Raw genomic sequence first — 18,354 nt, 5'->3', positions numbered from 1 at the left:
AAGGAAAGGCAGGGACCATTGAAATCGGATCTTTCAAGACGACTCTCGTTCAGACTTACCCGCAACGTCGTGCTCTCCGCGCTGACGCTCGGCTTACTGCTGAACCTGGCGGTTGTGACCGCAGACTATTTCAACGCCCGCAGCACCATGGATTCCGAAGTCTCGGCGCTGATCGAGATCAGCCACAGCCCCGCTTCCCAGATTGCCTACAACATTGATACACGTCTGGCCGAGGAACTGCTCGATGGCCTCCTCCGTCACCCCGCCATTATCAAGGCGCGGATCGAGGACTCCCGGGGGCGCATCCTGGCATCCCGGGAACGGGAACTACGGGATGGTCCCTATCGCTGGCTGAGCGACTACCTTTTCGAACCCGAGAAGCGTTACCAGAAGGAGCTCCATGTCTCGCAGCTGGAGGACATGGATCTCGGGAACCTGATGATCACGGTGGACACCTACCCCTTTGGCAGCAATTTCCTGCAGCGTGCGGGCTACACCCTGTTGAGCGGATTCATCATGAGCCTGGCCCTGGCGGTCCTGCTGCTGTTCATCTTCTACACCATGATCACCAAGCCACTGCTGCGCATTGTCAACGGGCTCAGGGACGTGGACTCGGACAAGGCCGAGAAGGCACGCCTGCCGACACCACGCCGGCATGAAGAGGACGAGATCGGCCTTCTGGTGCGCATCACCAACGACCACCTGGACACCATCGACAACAGCCTCCAGAAGCTCCGCCACGCGGAAGGGCGACTCAAGGAATACAACGACAAGCTCGCCCAGATCGTGGAAGCACGGACCTCGGAGATCCGCGACAAGAACGAGGCCCTGCAGCGCTCCAACCGCGCTCTGATCGACGCGCGCGAGGAAGCCCTTGAGATGGCCCGGGCGCGCGCGGACTTCCTCGCAAGCATGAGCCACGAGATCCGCACACCGCTCAACGGCATGCTGGGCATGTTGCGCCTCACACTCGAGGGAGAACTCTCCAACACCCAGCGCGAACGAACCGAGGTCGCGCTCAGTGCCGGTGAAAACCTGGTCTCTCTGGTCAACGACATCCTGGACATCTCCAAGGTGGAGGCCGGGAAACTCACGCTTGAGAACATCAGCCTTGATCTGGGGGCTCTCGCCGAAGAATGCGCAACCCTCTTTGCCCAGCAGGGAGTCCAGGGAGGCCGCGTAGACATCGTCACCCGCATTGCCCCCGAATTGCCCCGTTATTACCGGGGTGATCCGACCCGCCTGCGCCAGATCATCAACAACCTGATGGGCAATGCCATCAAGTTCACCTCCGAAGGCCAGGTGGAACTGATTCTTGAAGCAACAGAGGAAGGCGTCTGCCTGCAGGTGCAGGACAGCGGCATCGGCATGTCCCGGGACGCCCAGAAAACCATCTTCTCGGCGTTCTCCCAGGGGCACTCGGACACCACGCGCCGCTTTGGCGGAACCGGTCTGGGCCTGACCCTCTGTCGACAACTTGTGGACCGCATGGGGGGCACGATCCGTGTGGCATCCGAGGAGAACCGGGGAACACTGATCACCGTTGACCTGCCCCTGGAAACCGATCCCGAGGCGGAGGGATACAGCGGCGAGGAGGACTTTGCGGATATGCAGGTGCTGCTTCTGGCCTCGCCCGCCAACCGGCATGTCGAGCCGCTGGAGCGTTACCTGGAGTACTGGGGGGCCGTTGTCACGCGCCGGGAAAAAGTGATCTCCGAGCCGGGCGACCTGAACGCCCGTGCCTTTGATCTGATCATCACCGATGTGCGGGAACCCGGCTGGTTATCGCTCGTGAAACGCCTTGAGCGCCATCCTCCCCTCGTGCACCTGGGTCGTAACCTTGAAGACCCCCCCATCTCGGAAGTTATCCAGTTGCCACTGGCCCGGCGCCAACTCGTGAATACACTCCGGATCAACACCGGCCTGAGAGGCCTGAGCTCGGAAGCGGTGGACCTGCCCAGTCAATCCACGACGCGCCTGAAAGTACTGCTGGTGGAGGATAACCGCGTCAACCAGCTTGTCGCCAGCGGCATGGTGCGCAAACTGGGCCACAGCGTGGAGCTGGCTGAGAATGGACAGGAGGCGCTGAGAACCCTTGAACAGGGCCACTATGACCTTGTTCTGATGGACTGCCAGATGCCGGTCATGGATGGCTTTGAAGCGACCCGGCGAATACGCGGCACACCCGCAATTGCCTCCATTCCCGTGATCGCGGTAACCGCGAATGCGATGCAGGGCGACCGTGAAGGCTGCCTTGAGGCGGGCATGGACGATTACCTCACCAAGCCCTACAGCCTGGACGCCATGAGGACGGTGCTGGAGCGCTGGGTGCCCGGAGACGGAACCTGATCAGCGTTCCTCAAGCTCCAGCGCCGCGGAATTGATGCAGTAACGCAGGCCCGTGGGCTCTGGTCCGTCCGGAAAGACATGTCCCAGGTGAGCATCACAGGCGCTGCACAGAACCTCGGTACGGACCATGCCAAGGCTGCTGTCCGAGTGTTCCTCAACAGCCTCACCGGAGGCCGGCTGCCAGAAGCTGGGCCAGCCCGACCCGGAGTCAAACTTGTGGCCGGCGTCAAAAAGCGCCTGACCACAGCAGATGCAGCGGTAGACACCGTCCTTCTTGCAGTCATTGTATTCGCCGGTAAAGGGCCGTTCCGTTCCGCCCTGCCGCGCAACCCGATAACTCTCGGGTGAAAGCTGTTGCTGCCACTCGGTTTCCGAACGCTCGACTTTTGTCATTACGCAGCCCTCCGCTACAATGTTGTTTGCGCTAACTCAGGGGTTTATATCAGCATGCAGCAATTTGAGAAGTCCGCCAAGCTCGAGAATGTCTGCTACGACATTCGCGGTCCCGTCCAGCAGGAAGCCCATCGCCTTGAAGAGGAAGGCCACCGCGTCCTTAAGCTGAACATCGGCAACCCCGGTGCCTTTGGCCTGGATATCCCCGAGGAGATCCAGCAGGACGTGATCCACAACCTTCCGGAAGCCCAGGGCTACTGTGATTCCAAGGGGCTGTTCTCGGGCCGCAAGGCGGTCATGCAGTACAGCCAGGCCCTCGGCATTCCCGACGTGGATATTGACGACGTCTTCCTTGGCAATGGTGTCAGTGAGCTGATCGTCATGTCCATGCAGGCACTTCTCAATACCGGGGATGAAGTGCTTATCCCGGCGCCGGACTACCCGCTCTGGACCGCGGCCGTCACCCTTTCCAGCGGCCGCCCTGTCCATTACGTCTGTGATGAACAGCAGGATTGGTTCCCGGATATCGACGACATCCGCAGCAAGATAACGTCACGCACCCGCGCGATTGTGCTGATCAACCCGAACAACCCCACGGGCGCGGTCTATTCGGCGGACCTGCTCGAGCAGGTCATCGAGCTGGCCCGGGAGCACGACCTGGTCGTCCTGGCGGACGAGATCTACGACAAGATCCTTTACGACGGCGCTCACCACGTACCGGCGGCATCGCTGGCCGACGACATCCTGTTCTTCACCTACGGCGGCCTTTCCAAGAACTACCGGGCGGCGGGTTACCGCGCCGGATGGATGATCATCAGCGGCGCCAAGCACCGGGCCAACGGACTGATCGAGGGCATCAACATGCTGGCCTCGATGCGGCTTTGCGCCAATGTGCCGGCGCAGATGGCCATACAGACCTCGCTGGGTGGCTACCAGTCGATCAACGACCTGGTGGTTTCCGGCGGGCGGCTCTGTGAACAGCGGGACCTGGCGTGGAAGATGCTGAACGACATCCCCGGCGTCAGCTGCGTCAAGCCCAAGGGGGCGCTTTATCTCTTCCCGAAACTGGATCCGGAGCGCTACCCGATCAAGGACGATGAGAAGATGATCTTTGACCTCCTGGCGCAGGAGCGCATCCTGCTGGTCCAGGGCTCGGCCTTCAACATGCCGGATCGCCAGCATTTCCGGGTTGTCTTCCTGCCACGCGTGGAAGTTCTGGAGGATGCCATCGGCCGGCTTGGCCGCTTCCTGCAGCGCTACCACCAGGGTTGACCGGGGGCTATCCATGGCCGATATCCACATCGAGGATTTCTACCAGGACGTGGCACGGATCCTGATCCACCTCTACAACCGCTTTCCCCGCAAGGGAGCGGTGTTTGTGGAGGATATCGCGGGTGAAGATGATCCGGATGAATTCGGCCTTCACAGTAGCCGCCACATGGCCTGTTTCGGGACCATGCTCTGGCTTTCCGATGAAGGCCTTCTGCGTTATGAATCCGTGATCAGCCAGGATGCCATTGACCAGGCGGTGCTGACCGGCATCGGTTTCAACCGTCTGTCCACCCTGCGCACGGACCTCCCGGTCACCCCCGAGCCGGAGACCTCGGGCATACTGGCAAGGGAACCCGCCATTGCCATTAACCACATCCGTCGGACCATGCGGGAAGGCACCTCGACCGAACTCAGTGAGACTGTGCACCGTCTGCTTTTCGAGCCCGCGCCCGGCGGCTGAAACTTCGTTAATGTAAGCCCTCGACTGTTGAAAGCCCCGGGGCGAACCCTTATTAAGACCAGAGAATTCCGCTCACGAGGATGATGCGAATGCGCATACTGCTGTTTTTGGCAACCAACCTTGCCGTCATCATACTGGCCAGCGTCACACTCCGACTGCTTGGTTTTGATAGTTACTTTGAGGAACAGGGGCTGAACTTTACGGCCCTGCTGATCTTCGCTGCGGTCATTGGTTTCGGTGGCGCCTTTGTTTCGCTGTTCATCTCCAAATGGATGGCCAAGCGCAGTACAGGTGCGAAGGTCATCGAACAGCCCTCCAACCCGGCGGAGCAGTGGCTGGTCGAAACCGTGCAGCAGCTTGCCCGGGAGGCCGGCGTCGACACGCCGGAAATCGCCATTTTCCCGGCCCAACAGTCCAACGCCTTTGCCACTGGCTGGAACCGGAATGCCGCCCTGGTGGCGGTGAGCCAGGGGATGCTGCAACGCTTCGACAAGGAAGAGATCCGCGCCGTCCTGGCCCACGAGATAGGCCATGTGGCCAACGGGGACATGATAACCCTGACCCTGATCCAGGGTGTGGTGAACACCTTCGTGATCTTCCTGGCGCGGGTGGTCGGCTCCTTTGTGGACAGGGCGGTTTTCAAGAACGACAGTGGTCACGGACTTGGCTTTTTCCTGGTGACCATTGTCGCCGAGATCGTGCTTGGCATTCTGGCCAGCACCATCGTTTTCTGGTTTTCCCGGTATCGCGAGTTCCACGCGGACGCAGCAGGTGCCCGGCTGGCCAGTAATGACGGCATGATCTCGGCACTGCAGCGCCTCAAGAACGAGGCCGGCATGCCGGATGAAATGCCCGACAGCATGCAGGCCTTCGGCATTACCAGCGGTGTGCGCTCGGGAATCAAACGGCTCTTTGCCAGCCATCCGCCGCTCGACGAGCGCATTGAAGCGCTCAGGAGCCGAGCTTACCAGTAACGGCCGCAAACCCGGCAGCGGTCAGCAAACTCGCTGCTGCCGGGTCTTTCACCCCCTCCGGGAGCAGGTAGCCAAATTCGCGGCGCACCGGATACGTCTTTCTCAGCCGATCAAACGCCACCTCTCTGTCCGACGCATCCCCGGACAGGGTCCTTTTGAGCTCGACCGAATCGAGAGCCGGGTTGTAGGCGGCCAGCAGTGCCTGGGTGAGCGCCGGAAACGGCCTGACATGGTCCACCCCATCCACCTTCAGCCCCTGGGCAGGGGGCAACAGCGGCTCCATGGAGCGCTTGGATTGAACCCCTAGGTGCCGGCACAGGGCGTCATGAATCATGGCCGTACCCCGCAGCTTGCCCTCCAGGCTGTAGCCCGCAATGTGGGGCGTAGCAACAGAGACCCGTTGGGCCAGGTCCGCATTGATACCGGGTTCATTTTCCCACACGTCGAGCGCTGTCCATGGCCCGCCATCCGGAGCCTTGAGGCGTCCATGCAGAGCCTGGTTGTCGACCACCGCACCTCGCCCCGCACTGATCAGGATCTGATCCGACCGCAGTGCCTCGATCCGGTTCGTATCCAGAAGATAATGGGTCGACCAGGGTCCCTGGCTGACCAGTGGGGCATGAAGACAGATCGCATCACAGGCCAGCACCTCATCAAGGGAACTGAAACCCGAGTCACCGGCCGCCTCCCTTGGGGGGTCATTGGCCAATACCGTCAGTCCAATGTCGGAGAGGCGCTGCTGGAGCCCTCCCCCGACATTGCCGCAGCCGACAATGCCCACGGATAGCTGCTCGAACGACCGGTTTCTGTCGGTGGTCGCCAGGGCAAGGCAGGAAAGGACATAATCGCCCACCGCCAGGGCGTTGCAGCCGGGCGCCGAGGCCCAGTGGATACCGGCGCTCCGGAGGTACTCCGTATCCAGGTGATCCGTGCCAATGGTCGCCGTGCCCACAAACCGGACGGGTGAATCCTTCAGGAGGGCTTCATCGACCCGGGTTACAGACCGCACCAGCAGCACATCAATCCCGCGCAGATCCGAAGCCTGGATGGCGCGGCCCGGCAGGGTGCGAATGCTGCCAAGCGGCTCGAAAAAGTGCTCGAGCCCGGGTATGTTCTCATCCGCCAGAATCCGGAGGCCGTTCATTACTCCGAGCCGGTTTCCTGTTCCGTTTCAGTGGATTCCGAGCGCGCCGTCCTGGCGTCGGAAATCTGAGTCATGAGGTCATCAGGCGGGCGTACAAAGCTGAGTTTCTGGTCGAGGTAGGTTTCCAGTTCGGGGAGCACGAAACTGTCATCCTCACCGGCCAGGGTTACCGAGGTGCCGTAGGCCCCCGCCCTGCCCGTGCGGCCAATGCGATGCACATAATCCTCGGGGTTGTCCGGCAGGTTGTAGTTGAACACGTGGGAGACGTTTTCCACGTGTATCCCCCGCGCAGCGACATCCGTTGCCACCAGGACGCGGACCCGTCCGGACTTGAAGTTGTTCAGGGTCTTGAGCCGCTGGTTCTGGGCAATTTCACCCGAGAGCAGCGCGGAACTCACACCCCGCTGGCGCAGCCCCTCATCCAGCCGGCGCGTCTGGTCGCGCCGGTTAGCGAACACGATGGCGCGCGACACGTCGTGGCGGTTCAGGTAGTTGACCAGCACCTTGAACTTGTCGTTGTCACCGACGGTGTAGAAATGCTGCTCAACCCGCTCTGCCGCCTTGGTCTCGGGTTCGATCTCGATGAACTCGGCGTTCTCGCTCCACATGGACGCAAGATTGAGCACGTCCTGATTGAAGGTCGCGCTGAACAGCACCGTCTGGCGCCGCTCCCGCGGCGTACAGTGACGGATGATCTTCTTCACGTCCGGGATGAAGCCCATGTCGAGCATGCGGTCGGCTTCGTCCAGGATCAGGAGATCAAGCTGGTCCAGGAACACATCCTTGCTGCCCAGGAAATCCAGGAGGCGCCCGGGAGTGGCCACCAGTATATCGATGGCTTCGTGGCGGATCTGCTGGCGCTGGCGGTCGTAATTCATGCCGCCTACCGTGGTCACCACGTTGTGGTTGCTGAAACGGGTCAGTGCCTCCGCATCGCGGGCAATCTGGAGTGCCAGCTCCCGGGTGGGCGCCAGGGCCAGCACCCTGGGTTCGCTGGCGTAGCGCTGCTCATGGGGGATTGGGTTTTCCAGCATCCGCTGGATGGCGGTAATAAGGAACGCGGCCGTCTTACCGGTGCCGGTCTGGGCCTGCCCGATCAGGTCATGCCCTTTGAGCGTCTTCGGGAGCGCTTCACCCTGGATACCGGTGCAGTGCTCAAAGCCAAGCTCGTCAATGCCACGCTGGAGTTGTTCATCCAGGTTGAAATCCCGAAAACGGGGCTGCGTGTCCGTCATTCTCTGCTCCTCGACTACCCAATTTGCAGCCCTCAGAGCAATTGCTCGGGACTGAAAGCATATTCCGCGAATGCGCCCCGGCGCCCGTACCAGTCGAGCAGCGCCTGGCGGAAGCGTTCGGCGCGCGCGGGCAATCCGTTTTCAAGATACCGCCGTGCATGCCGATGCACCTCCGCCGCGAAGCGTTCGCGCTGGCCCGAGTCCTCGCCGTCCAGGTTATCCAGACTGAGATGGAAGCGTCGCCCCGCGGCAACGGTCAGTATCCACTCGAGAGCCTGGGGCCGCGACTCCACCTTTTCAAACTGGGTCTGTTGTTCGGCGGAGCGCCCATCCGGCTGGTACCAGTAACCGTAATCATACTGTTTACGGCGCTCAGCACCCGCGATGCACCAATGGCTGATCTCGTGCAGGGCGCTGGCGTAGAATCCGTGCGCAAATATTATCCGATTCCAGCGGCAGTGCCTATCCGCAGGCCGATACTCCGGGTCAGCATCCCCGGCGACAAGCACGGTGTTTTGGGTCGGCTGAAACAGCCCGTTGAACAGGTAGATCGGATCACGGTAATCGTCCGGCTCGCGCGGCTCTGGTATCGTATGCATGGCGCGTAGTCTACGGCATGTGCCGCATCGTTCAACCAATCCGTTATAATAGCGTGCGTAACATCGCGCCGTCTCGATACTCAGTATTCAGGCAATCCCAATCACCAATTCAGGTCCGGCTTTTTGATGACGTTTCCGCTGGCACACAACCGGATTTTCGGACTCCTGGCCCTCCTCCTTCTGCTGGCGAGCCCCGCTTCCGCCCAGGACCCCTTCTCTGGATCAGGTAATGGCGATTTTCCGCCGGTCGAGCAGGCATTCCCGTTCACGGCCTATGTGGATGACGGCGACCTTATCCTGGACTGGGAAGTCACTCCCGAGTTCTACCTTTACCGGGACCGGATTGAGATCAGCGCAACCCCCGAGGGCATTGTTGATACGTCGCCCGCCTTTTCCATTGAGAGCAAGGAGAAGGATGACCCCTATTTCGGGAAGGTGCAGGTTTTCTACGAAGACGTCCAGGCACGGCTCACCGCCAACGGGGAGAGCAACGAGCCGGTCACGGTAACCGTCGAGTGGCAGGGCTGCGCGGAGGCGGGTCTGTGCTATACCCCACAGACCGAAACCATCCAGTTCACACCCGCCAGTGGTGAGGTCCTGTACCCGGCCCCAGAGGATACAGCCTCTGACAGTAACGGGAACCGCGCGCCTGCCACCACGACCCAGGACAAAGGTGCAGCACAGGAGTTGGGGTCACGGGACCATCTCCAGCGGCTGCTTCAGAGTGACTCCCTGCTCCTGGGTGCCCTGATCTTCTACGTGCTGGGGCTGGGGCTGACCTTCACCCCCTGCGTGCTGCCGATGATTCCCATCATCACCGCGGTGGTCGCGGGTCAGCGTCAGCTGTCCACGCTCCAGGCTTTCTACCTGTCCGTTGCCTACGTCCTGGGCATGGCGGTGATGTACACCATGGCGGGGGTTCTGGTTGGCCTACTTGGCGCCAGTTTCAACCTCCAGGTGTACCTGCAGTCGCCCTGGGTACTCGGGATCTTCGCGGGCCTCTTCGTGCTGTTCGCGCTGGTGATGTTCGGGCTCATTGAAATGCGGATTCCCAAATCCCTCGAACAGCGCCTGACCGCTCAGAGTCGCAAGCTCTCCGGGGGGAATGTCGCCAGTGTCGCGGGCATCGGCGCGCTCTCCGCGCTGATTGTCTCGCCCTGCGTGACGGCCCCGCTGGCTGCGGCACTCGTTTATATCAGCGCCACCCAGGATGCGCTCATGGGTGGTCACGCTCTCTTCTGGCTCTCGATGGGAATGGGGACGCCGCTGATTCTCATCGGTACCGGCGGGCGCCGGTTCATGCCCCAACCCGGCCCCTGGATGAACCGGATCAAGGCCGGTTTCGGCATCATGATGCTCGCGGTTGCGATCTGGTTGCTGGAACGGGTTATTCCCGCCCCCCTCACGCTTGGACTCTGGGCGGTGCTGCTTGCCGTCACCGGGGTTCAGCTGGGTGCCTTTGAGCCCGTGGAAGCGGGATGGCCACGAACCCGTAAGGGAGCCGGACTCGTCCTGGTGCTTGCCGCCGCCATGCTTCTGGCTGGCGCCCTGGGCGGAGCCACCGATCCCCTGAGGCCTCTCGCCCCGTTCCAGGCGGGAGCGCAACAGAGCGCCAACGCTGGCGGGGATCATACGTTCAAGCGCATCGACAACAGCGAAGCGGTACCGGAAAGGCTCGCCCAGGCGCGTCGCGATGAGGTGCCCGTCATTCTGGATTTCTACGCGGACTGGTGCATCAGCTGCAAGGTGATGGAGCGCAACGTTTTTTCCGCCCCCGAAGTCCAGAGGGCCATGTCGGATTACAGGCTGCTCCAGGTGGACGTAACGGAGAACACTCCCAGTGACCAGGCACTTCTCGACCGCTATGGACTCTTCGGCCCGCCCACGGTGCTTTTCTTTGATGCCTCCGGCGAGGAACTTTCCGATGCTCGTATCCTGGGGGAAATGGACCGTGAAGAGTTCCTGCAACACCTCGACCGGGTCAGTGAGCGCATCGGCAACGGATGAGACACCTGATACCGGATTCCCCGCTTTACCGGGGAGCTGCCTGCGTTCTCGCCGGGGAGCTGCTGCTCGCGTTCATGGGGGCGCTGATCAAGTCGCTGTCACCCGAGCTGAGCAGTGCCATGCTCGTTTTTGGCCGCAACGCGCTGGGGCTCGCCCTTATCCTGCCCGTCATGCTGATCCGTGAAGGTCCCGACTGCCTTCGGACAAAGCACCTGCGTTTCCATGTGGTGCGTGGTGTGGTCGGTGTTTCGGCGATGTACTGTTATTTCTTCAGCCTGAGTGGACTGGCGCTGACCGACGCGGTACTGCTCAAGCTTACGTCCCCGTTTTTCATCCCTGTCATTGCCATGCTCTGGCTCGGGGAGCGCACCTCCCTCTACACCCTGATGACCATCGCGTTCGGTTTCTGCGGTGTCGTGGTGCTGCTGCAGCCCGGTCATGCGGGCTATGAGGATGTCCTTTTCGTTACTGCCGGCGTCTCGGGGGCGCTGCTGGGCGGCACGGCCAAGGTAACCATAAGGCGCATGGGCGTGGCTGAACCCAGTGCCCGGATCGTGGTCTACTTCGGTATCGTGGCCACGACGGTATCGGCCCCGGCAGCCCTGCTCAACTGGCAATGGCCCACCACGCTCCAGTGGCTGGCCCTGGCAGCCGTCGCCGCCTGCGCCACCGTCGCCCAGCTGCTGATCACCACGGCATACCGGATTGCTCCCGCCGGGCGCATTGGCCAATTCACCTATTCTTCGGTAGTCTTTGCAGCCCTGCTGGGATGGTTGATCTGGTCGGATCCGTTCACCCTGCGCCAGGCCCTGGGATGCCTGTTCATTGTGGGGGCGGGTCTGCTGAATATGCGCCGATAGGACTGCGGCTGCCCTGACTAGCTGGTCCGCTCGATCCAGTAGACAAACTGCGATTCGCCAATCTCCTGATCGAGCAGGGTGTGGCCGAGAAACTTGCAGAAACGGGCGATGTCACGCTCAGTGGAAGGATCGGTTGCGATAACCCGGAGCACGCCGTTGACGGGAACATCCGCAATGCGGTTGTGGAGCAGCATAACGGGTTCCGGGCAGACCAGGCCTGTTGCGTCCAGGGTTGCGTCATATCCGGTGGTCAATGGGTAATCCTCCCTAGGGCATTAACGCTGGATTTCTGCCAAAATAGGACCAAAATATACCATAAAAGCCCGATTTCGCGGAATTGGGCACAAGAATGAAAGGTCGTAGAGGTCGTTATGATTCGCGTGATTATCGAACGCCAGATCGCTCAGGAAATGGAGCGCACCTATGAAGAGCATGCCCGCCAGGCCCTGAAGAATGCCATAGAAATTCCCGGTTTTGTTTCCGGAGAATCCCTCAAGGACGAGCGTGACCCCAATCATCGAGTCATTCTCTCCAGCTGGCGTTCGGCCGCGGACTGGTATCGGTGGCAAAGCTCCCCGGAACGCCGGGAAATGATGGGACGCATACGCCCCATGCTGGAGACCGACGAACGCATCGTGGTCCTGGATTACGCCCTGCCTACCGGGAATCTGTGACGCGCGATTCAATAAAGCAGGTGATTTCCTCCCGGTCATGGTAGAGATGGCGCGCCCTGATGCGGCCGGGGTTGCCTGCGCTGGAGAGCTTTTCCTGGAGTTGGTCCCGGTAAAGCTCCCAGCTCTCCCAGCGCTTCTTCATGGGCAGCTTGAGGTTGAAGATGGCGTAGCGGAACGCGTCAGCCTCGATCCAGTCCCCGATCAGGTCAACAACGCGCCCGGGGCGATCCACGATATCGCAGACCAGCCAGTCGACCCGCTTCCGTGGATGCCAGCTGAACGCATCCTCCCGCCAATGGGTGACCTGCCCTGTCTCCATCAGCCCCTCATCCATGGGTCCGTTGTCCACGGCATCCACATGCATCCCGCGACGCACCAGTTGCCAGGTCCAGCCACCGGGGGCGGCACCCAGGTCCACGGCACTCTGTCCGGCCGCCAGCAGAGTCTCCCATCGGTCCCCGGGGATAAACACCTGCCAGGCTTCCTCGAGCTTGAGCGTTGAGCGACTGGGCGCCTGCCGCGGCATGCGAAGCCTTGGAATCCCGGCAACATGGGGCGAGCCATTGCCGGGTAAGCCGGCCGCGATAATGGCTTTTCCGAAATCCGGCAGCAGAATTTCCAGCGTGGGCAGCTCTTCAGAAGGACTTTGCCCATCCCCCGAAAGCCAGCCCTTGGCGCGCAGGGCGCGTGCCAGGGGCGCAGTCCACTTGCGGGCAAAGCGCGCCAGATCCGGGGCGGCGCCCTCGGTCGGGGTATGGATTTCAAGGCGTCGGAATACAGTCTTTTCCGAAAGCGTGTCCAGAGTGTCGAGTACCGCGCCAACACGGTCGGCCTCCGGGAGCGGGTCCACAACGGCAACTTCCCCGAGCCAGTCACGTACAAAGACAAGATCGCGCCAGTTCAACCGCGGGAAAAGGTGGGCATCCAGGTCCTGGCCGGGAGCCTCAAACCGGACCCAGCCCGCCGCGGCGGAAGGAGCAAAATACCCGTAGACCCCCGCTTCGGCCGCCCGTGTAACCAGCTCCTGGCCGGCATCTGTCTCAAAACCGGGTCGGCAGAGCAGCCAGACTCCCTGGGATACTGTCAAAACCCTCCCTCCAAACACTGTTGTCCAAAATCAGCCGCCGCGCTGGCCGCCTCTGCAAGAAGTGAATCCTGGTCCAGACCACTGCGACGGGTCGGCAGGAAGTCATGGTCGCCATTCGCCACCCAGTGAACTCGAACCGGCGCCCTGCCCCAGTCAATATCCGCCAGCTCCTGGCGCTTTCCGAAAGGATCACGTTCGCCCTGGGCAATCCATAGCGGCCTCTCAAGACGGGGAAAATGATCAATCCTCCACCGGTCGAGCTTCCCGGGCGGGTGAAACGGATAACCGAACACCATGGCGCCCGCGACAGCCTCGGGGCACTCCTCTGCCAGGATATGGGTGGCCATCCGCCCGCCCATGGATTTACCGCCAATGAAAAGCCGCTCGCCCGGCTCGCAGGCATCCAGCACCTGATCGATACAGTCGCGCCAGGCCCGCAGGAGGGTCTTCATACCATCCGGCGGACGCTTGCGGCCATCCTGGCGGCGTTTCATCATGTAGGGAAACTCAAAGCGCCCCACTCGGAATCCCGCCGCGACCAGCGCCGACGTTATCCGGTTCATTGCACCACTGTCCATGGGAGCGCCGGCCCCGTGAGCAAGGAGCACCAAGGGCCCCTCGTGGCCATCATAGAGCATATCCATCAATTATTAGGTTAGCCTTTTTTGATATTTATCATTGAGCCATAATAAGCCAGCATCTAAGCTTCGACTGATTTTTCAAAGGACCCGGAAGAACTCAAAATGCATACAGAAACCCCTGCGGAAACCTACAACTACAAGGTTGTACGACAGTTTGCCATAGCGGCCGTAGTCTGGGGGATTGTTGGCATGGGACTAGGGGTATTCATTGCCGCCCAGATGTTTCTGCCACAACTCAATTTTGACCTCCCCTGGACCAGCTTTGGGCGGCTGAGACCGCTGCACACCAACGCGGTGATCTTCGCGTTTGCCGGCAGTGCGCTTTTTGCCACCTCCTATTACGTGGTCCAGCGGACCTCGCAGGCACGCCTGGTCTCGGACGAAGCTGCCGCTTTCACTTTCTGGGGATGGCAGGCCGTGATTGTGCTTGTCGCTATTACCCTGCCGCTGGGTTATACGACAACCAAGGAATATGCGGAACCGGAATGGCCCATCAATATCCTCATCGCCGTCGTATGGCTGACCTATGCCTACGTGTTCTTCGGAACCATTGCACGGCGGCGGGTTAAGCATATCTATGTGGCGAACTGGTTCTACGGTGCCTTCATCGTGACCATCGCCATTCTTCACGTGGTCAATAACCTCTCGATCCCGGTCAGTTTCTGGAAGTCCTATTCCATCTACCCCGGCACCATCGATGCCATGGTCCAATGGTGGTATGGGCACAATGCCGTCGGCTTCTTCCTGACCGCCGGATTCCTTGGCATGATGTATTACTTTGTGCCGAAACAGGCCAATCGCCCGATCTATTCCTACCGGCTGTCGATCGTGCATTTCTGGGCGCTGATCGCGACCTATGTCTGGGCTGGCGGACACCATCTCCATTACAGCCCCCTCCCGGAGTGGGCGCAGACCACCTCCATGATCATGTCGCTGATCCTGCTTGCACCCAGCTGGGGCGGCATGATCAATGGCATCATGACCCTGTCCGGCGCCTGGTACAAACTGCGCACGGACCCGATACTACGCTTCCTGATCGTGGCAGTGTCATTCTATGGCATGTCGACGTTCGAGGGGCCGCTGCTGTCCATCCGTACCGTCAACGCCCTCTCCCACAGCACCGACTGGACAGTCGGTCACGTGCACTCCGGCGCTCTCGGCTGGGTGGCAATGATCAGTTTCGGGGCCCTGTATCATCTGTTCCCGCGCCTGTACGGGCTGAAGGAGATGTTCAGTATTCCGGCCATCAATCTCCATTTCTGGCTGGCGACGCTCGGCGTAGTGCTTTACACGGTCTCGATGTGGATCAACGGACTGCTCCAGGGCCTGATGTGGCGGGCCGTCAACGACGATGGCACCCTGACCTACAGCTTTGTTGAATCCGTTGAAGCGAGTTATCCGGGTTACGTGGTCCGATTCATCGGCGGCGGGCTCTTCCTTGCAGGGGTTCTCGTCATGGCCTGGAACGTCCGGCGCACCATCCGCCAGAGCGAAACCGGAGCCCTGGACAATTCCACTGACGCAGTGCAGGGGGCAAGCGCATGAAACACGAAATTGTTGAGAGAAACCTTGGCCTGATGGTCGGTCTGATCATTGTGGTTGTCAGTCTCGGTGGCCTTGCGGAAATTGTTCCCCTGTTCTTTGATTCAGAGGTAACGGAGCCCATTGAAGGCCTTGAGCCGCTGTCGGCCAAGGAACTCGAGGGACGTGATATCTATATCCGGGAAGGCTGCCACGTCTGTCATACCCAGAAGGTGCGACCTTTCCGGGCAGAGACCGAGCGTTACGGTCATTATACCGTTGCGGGCGAATTCGCGTATGACCACCCCTTCATGTGGGGCTCAAAGCGCACCGGACCTGACCTTGCCCGAGTCGGTGACCGTTACTCGGACGCCTGGCAACGGCTGCATCTGTACGACCCGCGCTCGGTTGTGCCGGAATCCAACATGCCGGCCTACCCCTGGCTTTTCGAGCAGAAGGTCGACCCATCGTATACCGCGGATAAGATGAGAGCCCTGCGCACACTCGGTGTCCCGTATACGGATGAACAGATCGAGAATGCAGCGGAGAACGTGCGCGGCACCTTCGAAGTGGAAGCCTTGATCGCCTATCTGCAACAGCTGGGTACAGCCCTGCCGGAGAAGAGGTGAGCGATGGACTGGGGAACCATTCTCAGCCAGTTTCGCGGGATTCATACCCTCATCATGATCGCGATCTTCGTGGGCATCTGCATCTGGGCCTTCAGCCCGAAACGGAGATCCGAAAACGACAAAGCGGCGCACCTCGTCTTTGAGGACGAGGAGATCGACGCACGCACTCGTGAACAGCAACGGGGAAGCAAAGACGATGAGTAGTTTCTGGAGTATCTGGATCAGCGCTCTGACGCTGATCGTGGTTTTCGGGTGCTGGTGGCTCCTGTGGACGGTCCGACGGAACCAGTCCTCGGACAAGGTCGAGAACAAGAGCATGGGCCACGAGGTGGACGGCATCGATGAACTGGACAACCCCCTGCCGAAATGGTGGGTTTGGATGTTTGTTCTGCTGATCCTCTTCTCGCTGGTGTATCTCGTTCTGTATCCCGGCCTGGGCAACTATCAGGGCCTCCTTGGCTGGAGTCAGGTCAAGCAGTACGAACAGGAGGTGGCCGCCGCCGAGGAGGAATACGGGCCGCTCTTCGCGCAGTATGCGGAGACGGAAGTCCCCAAACTGGCCCGCAACGATGAAGCCATGAAGGCAGGCCAGCGCCTGTTTTCCAACAATTGCGCGACCTGCCACGGCTCGGCGGGGCGCGGCGGCTTCGGTTTCCCCAGGCTGACGGATGACGTATGGAACTGGGGCGGCGATCCGGAAACCATCAAGGAGACGATCACCAATGGCCGCCAGGCGAACATGCCGGCCAGGGGCGTCAATCCCAACCTGAGTAATGAGCAGTTGGGCGACATCGTCGAACACGTGCTGGCGCTTAATGACCGCAGTGAGGATTCCGACGCGGCGGAGCGCGGCGAAGAGCTGTACCAGAACGCCTGCGCAAGCTGTCACGGCCCCGAGGGCAAGGGTAACCAGGGGATGGGAGCGCCCAACCTCACCAACGATACGTGGCTTTACGGTGGCGACCGGGAGACGCTGATGGAAACCCTGCAGCTCGGGCGTGCTGGGCACATGCCGGCACAGACCCAGCTCTCGGAAGACCAGATCCATCTTCTGGCCGCCTATGTCTATCGCCTTTCCGGGCAACACAGAAAGGCGGAACAGTAACCAGCAAATAAAGAAGGCTGAATGAAATCAATTCCCGTGCGTCAGGTGGAGCCCGATAAGGGCTCCGACAAAATCTACGTCCGCAGTGCCACGGGATTTTACCAGAAGATAAGGACCGTCTCGCTCTGGGCACTGATGGGGCTTTACTTCGCGGTCTGCTGGATTCAGGTTGATGGTCGACCGCTGATCCATTTTGATCTGCCCGACCGGCAGTTCCACCTGTTCGGGGCCACCTTCTGGCCCCAGGATTTCTTTATCCTAACGCTCCTGCTGATCATCTGTGCGTTTGGGCTTTTCTTCATCACCACCCTTTTCGGCCGGATATGGTGTGGCTACACCTGTCCACAGACCGCATGGACTTTCATCTTCATGTGGCTGGAGGAGAAGGTGGAAGGCAGCCGCAATCAACGCATGAAACTTGACCGCAAAGGGAGCCTGCGGGAATGGCTGCCGCGAAAGGTTGCAAAACACGCGCTATGGCTGGGCGTCGCGTTCTGGACCGGCGTGACCTTCGTGGGGTATTTCTATCCCATCCGGGAGCTGGTGCCCGACATTTTCACGCTCAATCTCACCACCGCCTGGGCGGGATTCTGGATCGGCTTTTTCACCCTGGCCACCTATCTCAATGCAGGCTGGCTGCGCGAGAAAGTCTGCCTCTATATGTGCCCTTATGCCCGCTTCCAGAGCGTTATGTTCTCTCCGGACACCCGCACGGTCACCTATGATTTTAACCGGGGCGAACCCAGAGGCCCCCGAAAGAAGGATGCGGATCGCGCCGAGCATGGACTGGGAGACTGCATCGACTGTGGCATCTGTGTGCAGGTGTGCCCAACGGGGATCGATATCCGTAACGGGTTGCAGTACGAATGCATCAATTGCGGCCTCTGCGTGGATGCCTGCAACGAGGTGATGGACAAGATGGGCTACGATCGCGGGCTCATCCGATATGCAACGGAAACCGAAATAGAGAGCGGTAAGAAGCACTGGTTCCAGCCGCGCACACTGGGCTACGGCATTGCCATGGGCTTAATGATTGCAGCCGCGGGCTGGATGCTGACCAGCCGGGCCCCTGTTGAGCTTGAGATCACCCGCGATCGCGGAGGTCTCTATCAGACCGGAAGTGGAGGAACCATTGAGAATTCCTATACGCTCAAGATCACCAATCGGGAGTCCGAAGCCAATACCTATCGGGTAACGCCGCTGGGCCCAGACGGTATTGAACTGCTTGAGCCCATTGAGACCCGGATCGATAGCCTGGATTCCCGGACCCTGCCGGCGGTTGTGCAGATTCCGCGTGACCAGATCGATGAGGTGAGTACTCCGGTCAAGCTCCGCGTTGACGCGGTCAACAGCGAGTCCAGCGCAACCTCGGAAACAACCTTTATCGGGCCGGGACGTTAGTTT

The 18,354-nt window shown here is 60.5% G+C and carries 19 protein-coding genes; 12 read left to right on the top strand and 7 right to left on the bottom strand.

The features are described from left to right. Positions 1 to 18 precede the first annotated feature (18 nt). Positions 19 to 2,349, top strand: coding sequence for an ATP-binding protein (locus DES49_RS11595; protein WP_133736587.1), 2,331 nt, complete (start codon positions 19 to 21; stop codon positions 2,347 to 2,349). On the opposite strand, the gene msrB is transcribed toward DES49_RS11595, so the two are convergent. Further along, the gene (gene msrB, locus DES49_RS11590; RefSeq protein WP_133736586.1) at positions 2,350 to 2,742 is read right to left on the bottom strand and encodes a peptide-methionine (R)-S-oxide reductase MsrB; all 393 of its coding nucleotides are present in this window, start codon (positions 2,740 to 2,742) and stop codon (positions 2,350 to 2,352) included. Between the two features lie 54 nt (positions 2,743 to 2,796). Here msrB and DES49_RS11585 point away from each other — a divergent pair, with 54 nt between their 5' ends. The 3 genes from DES49_RS11585 to htpX all read left to right on the top strand — a co-directional run bounded on the left by DES49_RS11585 (position 2,797) and on the right by htpX (position 5,448). Continuing rightward, on the top strand, positions 2,797 to 4,014 hold the full coding sequence (locus DES49_RS11585) for a pyridoxal phosphate-dependent aminotransferase (RefSeq protein ID WP_133736585.1): 1,218 nt from the start codon (positions 2,797 to 2,799) through the stop codon (positions 4,012 to 4,014). 13 nt (positions 4,015 to 4,027) lie between these two features. Continuing rightward, positions 4,028 to 4,474 (top strand): hypothetical protein, encoded by a 447-nt coding sequence (locus DES49_RS11580; RefSeq protein WP_133736584.1) that lies wholly within the window; start codon positions 4,028 to 4,030, stop codon positions 4,472 to 4,474. 89 nt (positions 4,475 to 4,563) lie between these two features. Beyond that, the gene (htpX, locus tag DES49_RS11575) at positions 4,564 to 5,448 is read left to right on the top strand and encodes a protease HtpX (RefSeq protein WP_133736583.1); all 885 of its coding nucleotides are present in this window, start codon (positions 4,564 to 4,566) and stop codon (positions 5,446 to 5,448) included. On the opposite strand, the gene DES49_RS11570 is transcribed toward htpX, so the two are convergent. Genes DES49_RS11570 through DES49_RS11560 form a run of 3 tightly spaced genes read right to left on the bottom strand, consistent with a single transcriptional unit; the run spans position 5,426 to position 8,426 of the window. After that, entirely contained in the window at positions 5,426 to 6,592 is a 1,167-nt protein-coding gene (locus DES49_RS11570; RefSeq protein ID WP_133736582.1) for a 4-phosphoerythronate dehydrogenase, read from the bottom strand. The two genes, htpX and DES49_RS11570, sit on opposite strands and share 23 nt — an antisense overlap. Further along, the gene (locus DES49_RS11565; RefSeq protein WP_133736581.1) at positions 6,592 to 7,827 is read right to left on the bottom strand and encodes a DEAD/DEAH box helicase; all 1,236 of its coding nucleotides are present in this window, start codon (positions 7,825 to 7,827) and stop codon (positions 6,592 to 6,594) included. Before DES49_RS11565 ends, DES49_RS11570 begins: the two co-directional genes overlap by 1 nt. A 32-nt stretch (positions 7,828 to 7,859) precedes the next feature. Continuing rightward, the gene (locus DES49_RS11560) at positions 7,860 to 8,426 is read right to left on the bottom strand and encodes an elongation factor P hydroxylase (protein ID WP_133736580.1); all 567 of its coding nucleotides are present in this window, start codon (positions 8,424 to 8,426) and stop codon (positions 7,860 to 7,862) included. Between the two features lie 126 nt (positions 8,427 to 8,552). Here DES49_RS11560 and dsbD point away from each other — a divergent pair, with 126 nt between their 5' ends. Both dsbD and DES49_RS11550 read left to right on the top strand, forming a co-directional pair. Further along, positions 8,553 to 10,433, top strand: a complete 1,881-nt coding sequence (dsbD, locus tag DES49_RS11555; protein ID WP_133736579.1) for a protein-disulfide reductase DsbD — start codon at positions 8,553 to 8,555, stop codon at positions 10,431 to 10,433. Next, the gene (locus DES49_RS11550; protein WP_133736578.1) at positions 10,430 to 11,293 is read left to right on the top strand and encodes a DMT family transporter; all 864 of its coding nucleotides are present in this window, start codon (positions 10,430 to 10,432) and stop codon (positions 11,291 to 11,293) included. The genes dsbD and DES49_RS11550 overlap by 4 nt, the downstream gene beginning before the upstream one ends. A gap of 17 nt (positions 11,294 to 11,310) precedes the next feature. On the opposite strand, the gene tusA is transcribed toward DES49_RS11550, so the two are convergent. Further along, positions 11,311 to 11,547, bottom strand: a complete 237-nt coding sequence (tusA, locus tag DES49_RS11545; RefSeq protein WP_133736577.1) for a sulfurtransferase TusA — start codon at positions 11,545 to 11,547, stop codon at positions 11,311 to 11,313. A gap of 117 nt (positions 11,548 to 11,664) precedes the next feature. Here tusA and DES49_RS11540 point away from each other — a divergent pair, with 117 nt between their 5' ends. Next, positions 11,665 to 11,967, top strand: coding sequence for an antibiotic biosynthesis monooxygenase family protein (locus tag DES49_RS11540; RefSeq protein ID WP_133736576.1), 303 nt, complete (start codon positions 11,665 to 11,667; stop codon positions 11,965 to 11,967). Here DES49_RS11540 and rlmM read toward each other — a convergent pair. Continuing rightward, positions 11,951 to 13,054 carry a 23S rRNA (cytidine(2498)-2'-O)-methyltransferase RlmM gene (rlmM, locus tag DES49_RS11535; protein WP_133736575.1) on the bottom strand — a complete coding sequence of 368 codons (1,104 nt, stop codon included), beginning with the start codon at positions 13,052 to 13,054 and terminating at the stop codon, positions 11,951 to 11,953. The genes DES49_RS11540 and rlmM overlap by 17 nt on opposite strands. Further along, positions 13,051 to 13,698: an alpha/beta family hydrolase gene (locus DES49_RS11530; RefSeq protein WP_133736574.1), complete on the bottom strand. Its 648-nt coding sequence runs from the start codon at positions 13,696 to 13,698 to the stop codon at positions 13,051 to 13,053. The genes rlmM and DES49_RS11530 overlap by 4 nt, the downstream gene beginning before the upstream one ends. Positions 13,699 to 13,797: 99 nt before the next feature. Between DES49_RS11530 and ccoN the strand changes: the two genes are divergently transcribed. From ccoN to ccoG, 5 genes are read left to right on the top strand one after another with little or no spacing between them, the layout of a single operon-like run. Next, positions 13,798 to 15,240: a cytochrome-c oxidase, cbb3-type subunit I gene (gene ccoN / locus DES49_RS11525; RefSeq protein WP_133736573.1), complete on the top strand. Its 1,443-nt coding sequence runs from the start codon at positions 13,798 to 13,800 to the stop codon at positions 15,238 to 15,240. Further along, complete coding sequence (gene ccoO, locus DES49_RS11520; RefSeq protein WP_133736572.1) at positions 15,237 to 15,845, top strand: cytochrome-c oxidase, cbb3-type subunit II; 609 nt, start codon at positions 15,237 to 15,239, stop codon at positions 15,843 to 15,845. The genes ccoN and ccoO overlap by 4 nt, the downstream gene beginning before the upstream one ends. Positions 15,846 to 15,848: 3 nt before the next feature. Then, positions 15,849 to 16,049 (top strand): cbb3-type cytochrome oxidase subunit 3, encoded by a 201-nt coding sequence (locus DES49_RS11515; protein ID WP_133736571.1) that lies wholly within the window; start codon positions 15,849 to 15,851, stop codon positions 16,047 to 16,049. Then, on the top strand, positions 16,042 to 16,950 hold the full coding sequence (ccoP, locus tag DES49_RS11510; RefSeq protein WP_133736570.1) for a cytochrome-c oxidase, cbb3-type subunit III: 909 nt from the start codon (positions 16,042 to 16,044) through the stop codon (positions 16,948 to 16,950). The genes DES49_RS11515 and ccoP overlap by 8 nt, the downstream gene beginning before the upstream one ends. Positions 16,951 to 16,971: 21 nt before the next feature. Then, on the top strand, positions 16,972 to 18,351 hold the full coding sequence (ccoG, locus tag DES49_RS11505) for a cytochrome c oxidase accessory protein CcoG (RefSeq protein ID WP_133736569.1): 1,380 nt from the start codon (positions 16,972 to 16,974) through the stop codon (positions 18,349 to 18,351). Positions 18,352 to 18,354 lie beyond the last annotated feature (3 nt).

Origin of the sequence: Halospina denitrificans (genome assembly GCF_004364635.1) — a bacterium.
Taxonomy (GTDB): domain Bacteria; phylum Pseudomonadota; class Gammaproteobacteria; order Pseudomonadales; family Oleiphilaceae; genus Halospina; species Halospina denitrificans.
The sequence above is the reverse complement of the archived record's forward strand: the minus strand, read 5'-3'. Positions and strand labels throughout refer to the sequence as shown.

Bases quoted from the DNA above. Each gene is read 5' to 3' on its own strand.
- msrB (WP_133736586.1), bottom strand. From the start codon at position 2,742: ATGACAAAAGTCGAGCGTTCGGAAACCGAGTGGCAGCAACAGCTTTCA.
- DES49_RS11585 (WP_133736585.1), top strand. From the start codon at position 2,797: ATGCAGCAATTTGAGAAGTCCGCCAAGCTCGAGAATGTCTGCTACGAC.
- DES49_RS11580 (WP_133736584.1), top strand. From the start codon at position 4,028: ATGGCCGATATCCACATCGAGGATTTCTACCAGGACGTGGCACGGATC.
- htpX (WP_133736583.1), top strand. From the start codon at position 4,564: ATGCGCATACTGCTGTTTTTGGCAACCAACCTTGCCGTCATCATACTG.
- DES49_RS11570 (WP_133736582.1), bottom strand. From the start codon at position 6,592: ATGAACGGCCTCCGGATTCTGGCGGATGAGAACATACCCGGGCTCGAG.
- DES49_RS11565 (WP_133736581.1), bottom strand. From the start codon at position 7,827: ATGACGGACACGCAGCCCCGTTTTCGGGATTTCAACCTGGATGAACAA.
- DES49_RS11560 (WP_133736580.1), bottom strand. From the start codon at position 8,426: ATGCATACGATACCAGAGCCGCGCGAGCCGGACGATTACCGTGATCCG.
- dsbD (WP_133736579.1), top strand. From the start codon at position 8,553: ATGACGTTTCCGCTGGCACACAACCGGATTTTCGGACTCCTGGCCCTC.
- DES49_RS11550 (WP_133736578.1), top strand. From the start codon at position 10,430: ATGAGACACCTGATACCGGATTCCCCGCTTTACCGGGGAGCTGCCTGC.
- DES49_RS11540 (WP_133736576.1), top strand. From the start codon at position 11,665: ATGATTCGCGTGATTATCGAACGCCAGATCGCTCAGGAAATGGAGCGC.
- DES49_RS11530 (WP_133736574.1), bottom strand. From the start codon at position 13,698: ATGGATATGCTCTATGATGGCCACGAGGGGCCCTTGGTGCTCCTTGCT.
- ccoN (WP_133736573.1), top strand. From the start codon at position 13,798: ATGCATACAGAAACCCCTGCGGAAACCTACAACTACAAGGTTGTACGA.
- ccoO (WP_133736572.1), top strand. From the start codon at position 15,237: ATGAAACACGAAATTGTTGAGAGAAACCTTGGCCTGATGGTCGGTCTG.
- DES49_RS11515 (WP_133736571.1), top strand. From the start codon at position 15,849: ATGGACTGGGGAACCATTCTCAGCCAGTTTCGCGGGATTCATACCCTC.
- ccoP (WP_133736570.1), top strand. From the start codon at position 16,042: ATGAGTAGTTTCTGGAGTATCTGGATCAGCGCTCTGACGCTGATCGTG.
- ccoG (WP_133736569.1), top strand. From the start codon at position 16,972: ATGAAATCAATTCCCGTGCGTCAGGTGGAGCCCGATAAGGGCTCCGAC.